10 protein-coding genes and 1 tRNA gene are annotated in these 8,272 nt (G+C 68.1%); 8 read left to right on the top strand and 3 right to left on the bottom strand.

Annotated features, from left to right (window positions below):
* Positions 1–794: 794 nt before the first annotated feature.
* On the bottom strand, positions 795–1,103 hold the full coding sequence (locus ACFWTE_RS28905; protein ID WP_378783087.1) for a hypothetical protein: 309 nt from the start codon (positions 1,101–1,103) through the stop codon (positions 795–797).
* Between the two features lie 462 nt (positions 1,104–1,565).
* Here ACFWTE_RS28905 and ACFWTE_RS28910 point away from each other — a divergent pair, with 462 nt between their 5' ends.
* From ACFWTE_RS28910 to ACFWTE_RS28935, 6 genes are all read left to right on the top strand, one after another.
* Positions 1,566–2,399 (top strand): helix-turn-helix domain-containing protein, encoded by an 834-nt coding sequence (locus tag ACFWTE_RS28910; RefSeq protein WP_378783088.1) that lies wholly within the window; start codon positions 1,566–1,568, stop codon positions 2,397–2,399.
* Positions 2,400–2,584: 185 nt separating this feature from the next.
* On the top strand, positions 2,585–2,707 hold the full coding sequence (locus tag ACFWTE_RS28915; RefSeq protein ID WP_014912962.1) for a DLW-39 family protein: 123 nt from the start codon (positions 2,585–2,587) through the stop codon (positions 2,705–2,707).
* A 246-nt stretch (positions 2,708–2,953) separates the two neighbouring features.
* A tRNA-Ala gene (locus ACFWTE_RS28920) sits at positions 2,954–3,026 on the top strand.
* Between the two features lie 327 nt (positions 3,027–3,353).
* On the top strand, positions 3,354–3,530 hold the full coding sequence (locus tag ACFWTE_RS28925) for a hypothetical protein (RefSeq protein WP_378783089.1): 177 nt from the start codon (positions 3,354–3,356) through the stop codon (positions 3,528–3,530).
* Positions 3,531–4,358: 828 nt separating this feature from the next.
* Positions 4,359–4,772, top strand: coding sequence for a WhiB family transcriptional regulator (locus ACFWTE_RS28930; protein WP_378783090.1), 414 nt, complete (start codon positions 4,359–4,361; stop codon positions 4,770–4,772).
* 229 nt (positions 4,773–5,001) lie between these two features.
* Positions 5,002–5,634 carry a DUF1707 and DUF4870 domain-containing protein gene (locus tag ACFWTE_RS28935; protein WP_378783091.1) on the top strand — a complete coding sequence of 211 codons (633 nt, stop codon included), beginning with the start codon at positions 5,002–5,004 and terminating at the stop codon, positions 5,632–5,634.
* A 160-nt stretch (positions 5,635–5,794) separates the two neighbouring features.
* Here the strand turns inward: ACFWTE_RS28935 and ACFWTE_RS28940 are convergent, their stop codons facing one another.
* Entirely contained in the window at positions 5,795–6,394 is a 600-nt protein-coding gene (locus ACFWTE_RS28940; RefSeq protein WP_378783092.1) for a hypothetical protein, read from the bottom strand.
* Positions 6,395–6,724: 330 nt separating this feature from the next.
* Here ACFWTE_RS28940 and ACFWTE_RS28945 point away from each other — a divergent pair, with 330 nt between their 5' ends.
* Positions 6,725–7,249: a peptidylprolyl isomerase gene (locus ACFWTE_RS28945; protein WP_378783093.1), complete on the top strand. Its 525-nt coding sequence runs from the start codon at positions 6,725–6,727 to the stop codon at positions 7,247–7,249.
* A gap of 110 nt (positions 7,250–7,359) precedes the next feature.
* On the opposite strand, the gene ACFWTE_RS28950 is transcribed toward ACFWTE_RS28945, so the two are convergent.
* Complete coding sequence (locus ACFWTE_RS28950) at positions 7,360–7,530, bottom strand: hypothetical protein (RefSeq protein WP_378783094.1); 171 nt, start codon at positions 7,528–7,530, stop codon at positions 7,360–7,362.
* 10 nt (positions 7,531–7,540) lie between these two features.
* On the opposite strand from ACFWTE_RS28950, the gene ACFWTE_RS28955 reads away from it, so the two are divergent.
* Positions 7,541–8,215, top strand: coding sequence for a rhomboid family intramembrane serine protease (locus tag ACFWTE_RS28955; RefSeq protein WP_378783095.1), 675 nt, complete (start codon positions 7,541–7,543; stop codon positions 8,213–8,215).
* The last annotated feature ends 57 nt before the right edge of the window (positions 8,216–8,272 follow it).

Consider the following 8,272-nt stretch of genomic DNA (forward strand, 5'->3'; position numbering starts at 1 on the left):
GGTACTGCCCTGTGGTGGGGTGGGAGAGTAGGTCGCTGCCACGGTTTTTTGTTGGGGAGGGGGTTGCCTGTGATGGGTGGCTCCCTCCCTTTTTTTGTCGCCCGAGCTTGTGCGTTTGTGAAAATGCGTTGGTGAATGATCGGGCCGGTTGTGGGAGGACGGTCTCCCGGTGCCCCCGGGAAGGCGTGTGGGGTGGTGGACGACTCCGCCGCACGACTCCACTGCTCCCGGCGGACGCTCACAGGCCCCAGGAGACGGGCGCAGGGTTCAGGCGGGGGTCGGGGCGGTGTTCCGGCACCCGCGTCCTTCCCTGTGGCTCCCCCGGCGTCACGGGTGGGCCGGCGGCGGCGCCGAGGCCCGGCCGTGACTCGGGCACCGCTGGGAGCGCCTCATCCCCGATCCGACCGCGGGCACCGGGCCGGGACGCCTGTGGTCGCGGGACCCGGAAAACCAGGGGCGTGGTCACCGCACCATCAGCGCCAGGGGGTGGGGCGCTCGGAAGTGCTCGGGGGAGGCGGCCGGAATTCAGAAGCCGCTTTTCCCTAGTCCTCGTCGGCTTCCGGGGAGTCGATGAGCTGCCGCAGCAGCACAACGAAGTCTTCTTCGCTCATCGCCGACCAGTCCACGTGCTCGTTCATGTTCTGCGGTTTTCCCAGACTGCGGACCTCATAAGCCTGCGGTGGCCGAATTGGTTGGAGAAGTCTGGGTTAACAACACGTTGGCGCAGGTGGAGGAACCGTGGACAGGCGTCGCAAGGCTACGCCGGTGCCTTTCCGGCTCCTCCCCGGGCCGACTCAGACGCGCTGCTGGAGGGCGCTCCTGCACTCGGGGCAACGGCACCGCTTGTTGTATCCGGTGACGGTGCCGTGCGGCAGGGCCGGGTCCCGCTGCTCGGTGAGCGTGAAGTCGAGCTGGTCGCCGAAGGCCGTGAGGATGCGGGCGGTCGAGAACACCTGCTTGGGGGTGATGCCCAGTTCGGTCGCCGCGTCGTCGATGTGCCTCCCCATACGGAGTTTCGCGATGAGACGGGACCGGGTACTCGGGGGCATCTGTGCCTCCGCGTTCGCGATCAGCTGCTCGGCGTCGTCAATGGGGTAGCTCATGGGTTTCCTCTATGTGTGCGGGTACGCCTGCCGGAGCAGGCACCTCAAGCATCGTACGCGGTTTCTTCCCGCTGGTATCAGGGTGAGACATAGGTGACAGGCGGGGTAGAACCCCGTCGGCGACCCGGCTCGTGTTCCAGCGGGCTCCCGCCCCTCCGAACCGTTGTTCTCCTGGCTTGCCTCCGGCGGTCGGTGTTCGTTGATCCCGAGTGACCCATGGTGTCACTGTGTTCGGAGTGATCAATGAAATCTTGTGTTGTTGATGGTGTCCCTGCGGGCCTCAGTTTCTCCATCATGGCTACTTATTGTGACAAAAGGCAGGTTTGCTGGCGCGAGTGTGGGGGGTGGGGTGCCGTAATGCATCGAATCGGCCGCTCTTTTCTAGAAACGCATTGCTAGATGCTAGACACCGTGTTTCGCTGGTGGCCTACCTTCACCGCTCTGTGTCATTGGATCAGCCTCATGACCAGTCCCACGGTCCGTCGTCGGCGGCTGTCCGCCGAACTCCGCCGCCGCCGAGTACAGGCCGGCCTGACCCTCAGCGACGTCGCAGAGGAGCTGGAGTGGTCTCCGGCCAAGCTAGGCCACATCGAGACGGGTATCCGCAAGTGGCCCTCCGTCATGGAGATCTCGGCCCTCCTGCGGCTGTACGGGGTGACCGGCGGGCAACGGGAGGCCATCCTGACACTCGTCCGGGAGTCCAGGCTCCGACCCTGGTGGACCGAGTACGAGGATGTCCTCTCCTCCGCCTACGTCGGTAACGAGGCGGGTGCCGTGTCCGTCCAGTCGTATGCGGGCATCCTCGTCCCCGATCTCCTCCAGGTGCCCGACTACACCGCATCGGTGGCACGGGCCCTGGGGCACGGGGACCGGGGGGTCGACCGCATGGTCGCGGCCCACCTCAAACGCCAGGAGGTCCTGGACCACGGGGGGTTGGAGCGCTACCACGCCATCGTCGAGGAGGACGCGCTCCAGCGGATCGCGTCCGACCTGGAGCTGCTCCGGGCGCAGACCTCCCGGATCGTCGAGCTGGCGACCGAGTCGGACCGGGTGACGGTGCAGCTGCTCCCCACCTCGGCGGGTCCCCACCCCGGCGTGGCCGGCCCCTTCTCCGTCCTGGAGTTCGACGAGGACGAGTCGGCACTCGCCTATGTCGACGCGACCGGGGGCGGGTCGATCGTGGAGGCGGAGGAGTCCGTTCGCGCCTGCAAGCAGGTGTGGTCCAAGCTCACCGACATCGCCGCGTCCGCGCAGGCCACGGTCGGGATCCTGCGGAGGATGGCGCTGCTGACCTGACGTCCGGGGAACCGCGGGGGAGGGATCGGCGTCAGAAGTTGGTGTGAATCGGTCCACCATGGCAGGGACCGCTCCCGATGGCTTGCTAGTCTGCTAGGTGACAACCTCATAAAGTTCTCTACGGAGCCCCCGTCCCCGGGCGGGAGCCCGTGTGCACGCACCGGATCAACGAAAGGGTCCAGACAGTGAAGAAGATCATCGTTCTGGCGCTGGTGGCCCTCGGGGCTTTCGCCGTCTACCGCAAGATCCAGGCGGACCGCGCCGAGCTCGACCTGTGGACCGAGGCCACGGCGGCCAGCGAGAGCTGACCACCGGGCCGCCTGGCAGCCGTGAGCGGCCGGGTGGTTTCCACAGGGTGAACCGTGGACAGGCGCGGCGCGCGCCGTCCCGGAGCCCGCTCATCAGTGACACGAAGACGTGGGTGGGCCGACAATCCCGTGGCGCGACCCACGGCTTTGTGCTGTCACGGGCCCTCCGCGGTGCCCCCAGGATCGCAGTCGCCTCCGGGGACGGTATGCTCTGCATAGCGGCTTGGGCGTGAGCCCGAGTTCGGCGGGGCCATAGCTCAGCTGGCAGAGCGCCGGTTTTGCATACCGGAGGTCAGGGGTTCGACTCCCCTTGGCTCCACAGCGGAAAAGCGCAGATCAGGCGTTGTAGACGGGGACTCCTACGGGGGTCCCCGTTTCGCGTTCCCGGGGCCTGGACCGGATTTAGACCGGATGACGTTGGAAGCGGTCACCTCCCCTTGGCCTTCCGAAGAGCAGCGGCGTGGCCCGTGCTCATCCGGTCCGCCACGTCCAGGACCGCCCCGGGGGCCGGCAAGGGCGAGCACACGATCGGGCGGCCACCGCAAGCGCCGTAGGAAGCGCTGACGGGAGGGCCCGGGGTAAGGCAAATACCCCGGGTCCGCCCCTCCTCTCAGGATCGCACACCCCCCGAACAGGAAGGCAGACCATGAGTACGAAGACCTCCGTGTGGATCGCCTACGCGACCCTCGCCCTCGCCCTGATCACCGTCGTCACCGGCACGATCTTCCAGGGCACCGCCTGGTGGGTCTGGCTCATCTGGGCCCTGATCGCCACCGGCGTCGTCACCGTTCACATCCTGGCCCGGCGCGCCGGCCTCATGTAGGCGCCGGCGTTCGCGCGCGGACGCGCGGTGGGTGTCGAACCCGGCGGGGCCGCGGCTGTCCTCCCCCGAGGCAGGGGTGGCCCCGCCGGCTCCGGCCGCCTCGCGGGACCTCTCCCCGTCTTCTCTCCACGGGTCCCGCCGGCAGAGGCAGATCCGGGTGGCCCGGCAGGCCGGAGGTCACCTGATGGGTGTTTTAGGGAGAAAAACGCGAATGGGGACCTGTGCCCGTATTCAATAGTTGATGGGGCGGAAAGCAAGAAATATGTTCGGTTACTAATGAGTAGTGAAAACTTCCCCCGCCAGGGGTGCGAAATGAGTGGCGCGTGGGGTTGCGGATCGTGTGGGCCCCGGGAGTGCGTATAGCCCGATCGGGTGAGAAGGATGACGGAGAGTCCACTTCACCCGGGCGCGTCCGGGTGGGGGCAGTCGCTCATGGGATGGCATGAAGTCGCAGGTCATAGGGCTTGTCGGTGAATTTTCTGCCCATGACCTTTCATTCCGGTTACGTGGGGCCGCTCGTACCACATGCAGTGACTCTACGTGTGTGTATGATGACACTTCCTCTAAGTGCAATGGTCCTACTGGGCCATATGAGAAATAGGCCTCTTGGGGTCTGTTGGTGAACTGGGACGATCCGTAGTTTCGACACCAGCGACAACGAGGAAGACAACGCGCCGAAACGATCGACCGCCGAAGATGAGCCGTACGGCCCCCCGTACGCGCTCAGGCCCCCGTCGTCGACTCGGTCCGTTTCTCCTCACCGCCGACGGTTGCGTCGGTCGGCGGATTTCCGATCACCACACATGCTGATCTTGGGAGTGGGGCAACATGTGGAATGAGAAGATGGCAGCCCGTGCCAAATGCCGGGAGATCGATCCTGACGCCCTGTTCGTGCAGGGCGCGGCGCAGAACCGCGCCAAGCTCATCTGCCGGGGATGCCCGGTGCGTACCCAGTGCCTGGCGGAGGCGCTGGACAGCCGTATCGAGTTCGGTGTCTGGGGAGGCATGACCGAACGCGAACGCCGTGCCCTTCTGCGTCGGCGCAAGGACGTGGTCAACTGGTACGAACTGCTGACCAGCGCCGAGCGCCGCTACGAAGCCGAGCAGGCCCGCCAGGACGTCCCCGGTGCGGGGGCCGCCGGGGCCGTCCCCCCCGCGGAGTCCGAGACCGTCCCCGCGTCCGGTACGGTTCCGGTCCACGTGAGGGACACCGTTCCGGTCCCCTCCGTGCTCCGGGTCTGACCGGCAGCCCGGGCCGCCGAACCGGGCCGGGGCGTCGGGGACGGGACGCCCCAGCAACTCGGCGGCACAGACGAAAGTCGTGTCCTGTCTCCACCTCAGGGGGGAGACAGAATCAGGGGAGGATCAGGGGCGGCCCCCATAGCGGTGGCCCGACCTGTGACGCATGATGGTGGGAGTGCGGCTGAACTGGGCCGTACTCCCGTCGTCGTTGGGAGTGGGAGTGGTGGCTGTGCAGGACCCTCAGTATCCGGCGAGACGCCCCTGGGAACCGCAGGCCCAGCCGCAGATCCGCCTCACAGACGCCCAACGGGACTCCGTTATCCAGGTCCTCCAGGAGGCCTTCAGCCAGGGCCAACTCGACGAGGAGGAGCTCGACGAGCGGACCGGCAAGGCCATGCAGGCCAAGTTCGGCGCCGACCTGGCCCCGCTCACCGAGGACCTCGGTGTGGCACCGCAGGGCTCGTCGGCCCGTTCGGCCGCCGGCCCGTCCCCCCGTACCGAACGCAAGGAGGCGGGGCCCAAGGACCCCCTGCCCAGCAGTTCCGCGGAGCGGGTCGTGGCCGCGATCGGCCACGGCGGGAACTACTTCTTCCCCATCGTCGCGCCGCTTGTGCTGTTCCTGGCGAGCGACAGGATCTCGCCGTACGTTCGGCGCCAGGCCATGGAGTCCCTCAACTTCCAGCTCTTCTGCCTCGTCGGGGGGATCGCGAGCGTGCTTCTCGCCTGGCTGATCCTGCCGATCTTCGTGGTGATCGCCATCGCCCTGGGCTGGGCCGTCCTCCCCGCCATCGCGTCCGTGGCGAGCCTCATGGGCAGTAACTGGCGCTACCCGACGCCCTACCGCTTCCTCAAGGACGACTGACCGGACGCGTCCCCGCCGCCCCGCGCACGACGAAGCCGGGGCGGGAGGACCCGCCCCGGCTGAGGGGGGAGGAGACCAGCGCGTCGGTGGGCCCGTGCAACCCGTACCGGACGCGGTGGCCCTCCTGCCGTCGTGCTATCGGGTACCCGTCACGCGGTCGCTACCCGTTGGGGCGCCCGTTCTCCTGTGCGCGGTTGTCCCCTGAGGCCACACGCACGGTCTCCTTGGCCTTGCCCTTGCCCGATTTGGCGGACTTGGCGGTCTCCGCGGCCTTGTCCGCCACGTCGGCGGCCTTCTCCTCCAGGTTCTCGCGGGTCTCACGGACCTGGTCGCGGGCCTGGTCCAGGTGTTCCTGCCACTCCGCGTCCTGCGACGCCTGCCGCAGGCGGATGAGCGAGTACACCACGACACCGCCGACCACGGCTGCGCCCCCGATCAGGACCCCGCGGGGGATCCGGCGGTTCCCGCGGCGGAGCAGCCGCAGCCCCCGACGACCCGGGTTCGGGTCGACGCGCTGCGCTGCGGCGCTGAGGAGACCGGCCACGCGAGGTGCCACGGTGTCCTCGACACGCAGCGCGGCGCTCTCCAGCCGGGGAGCGGTCCAGCCGCGCGCCTGGAGGAGCTTCAGAGCGGCCTGGTCCCGCGCCTGGTCGGCGTAGGGGCCGAGCCGGTCGGCCTGCTCCTTGGCCAGGTCCTGCAGGCGGGCGAGGGTCGCCTCCGCCTCCTTGCGTGCCTTGCGACGCTCGGCAGTGATAGGCACGTCGTCAGCTCCTTCGTTCGTTCACCGGTTTCTACGGTCTCCACCCGGTGTGGCCGACGCATCGAGCCACAGTGGGAGGCTTCCTGTCGTCCTGCCCCGTTATCCGGGTGTTATCTCAACATACGTCCTCTCCGTCGGCGATCGGAGTTTCGACACCAGCCGACGGATTCTCTGACAGTCCTCTGCCCACGTACGGGCATCCCTCACCTCCCGAGAGCATGCTCCGTCCCACATTTCCCCGTCCCGGGGCTGTCCGCCGGGTACCGGCCGAGTCCGGGAGACGGACGGGTAACGTGAGCACGTAAACGAAGTCGATCGAAAGGCACGTAGGTGTCGGACTCCAAGGGTCAGCCCACCGCGCGGCTGAACACCTCCAAGGGAACCATCGTCGTCAAACTGTTCGAGGAGGAGGCTCCGGAGACGGTCGCCAACTTCATCGGCCTGGCTGACGGCTCCAAGCAGTGGATCGACCCCACCACGGGCAAGCCCTCCAACAGCAGCCTGTACGAGGGCACGATCTTCCACCGCGTCATCGACGGTTTCATGGTCCAGGGCGGGGACCCGCTGGGTACCGGGCGCGGTGGCCCCGGCTACACCTTCAAGGACGAGATCCACCCCAACCTGCGATTCGACCGCCCGTTCCTGCTGGCCATGGCCAACGCGGGTCCGGGTACCAACGGTTCGCAGTTCTTCGTCACCGTGGAGAAGCCGTACTGGCTCGACGGCCGCCACACCATCTTCGGTGAGGTCGTCGAGGGCGAGGCCGTGGTCACCGAGATCTCCAAGGTCGACACCGACTCCCAGGACCGCCCCCGCGAGGACGTGGTGATCAACAGCATCGAGATCACCCGCTAGGGAACCGCCGGGGACACCAGGACACCGAGGAGTGAGAGACAGACCATGACCGCGCCCCCACCTCCGTCCGGTGCGGCACCGGAACCGGGGCCGACGGCCCCGCGCACCTGCTACCGGCACTCCGACCGGGAGACCGGGGTCAGCTGCACCAGGTGCGAACGGCCCATCTGCCCGGACTGCATGGTGGAGGCGTCGGTGGGTTTCCAGTGCCCCCGGTGCGTCGCGGAGGGGAACCGGGCCGTGCGCCGGGCACGGACGCCCTTCGGGGGTAGGGCCGTCACGAAGCCCTACGTGACCTGGACGCTCCTGGGCCTCATGGTGGCCGGTTTCGTCGCCCAGCTGGGCACGTCCGACCCCATCGGTCAGGCGGGGGCCTCCGGGCTCATCCGGGAGTTCGCCATGCTCGGCCTCGGCCGGCTGGAGGACGGGACGCTCCGGGGTGTCATGACCGGTGAGTGGTACCGGCTGATCACCGCGGCGTTCCTGCACGGCAGTATCTTCCACCTGCTGTTCAACGGGTACGCCCTGTACGTCCTCGGGGCGCAGCTGGAGCGCTGGCTGGGGCACGGGCGGTTCCTCGCCCTCTGGGTGGTCGGCGCGCTCTCCGGATCGGTGCTCAGTCTCCTCGTGGCACCCGTCCAGTTCTCGGTCGGCGCCTCCGGGGCGATCTTCGCCCTCTTCGGGGCAGTGCTGGTGATCGGCAAACGGCTCGGCCTGGACCTGCGGATGGTGCTCGTCCTGATGGGGGTCAACCTCGTGTTGACCTTCGTGGTCCCGAACATCTCCTGGACCGCGCACATCGGAGGGCTGGTCGCCGGACTCGTCGTCGGTGCCGTGTTCGCGTACCTGCCTGGCAGGTCGGCCAAGGCCTCGACCCGGACGCTGACGCACGTACTCCTGGTGGCCGTGCTCGCCGCACTGCTCGTGGCCCTGGTGGCCGCGGCACCGGTGCTCGTCCTCGGCTGAGAGCCCGCACGGCGGTGGGGGCCGGCGGGGGGCCCCCCGGGCCCCCCCCCCCCCCGC

Origin of the sequence: Nocardiopsis sp. NPDC058631, assembly GCF_042716955.1 — a bacterium.
GTDB lineage: Bacteria > Actinomycetota > Actinomycetes > Streptosporangiales > Streptosporangiaceae > Nocardiopsis.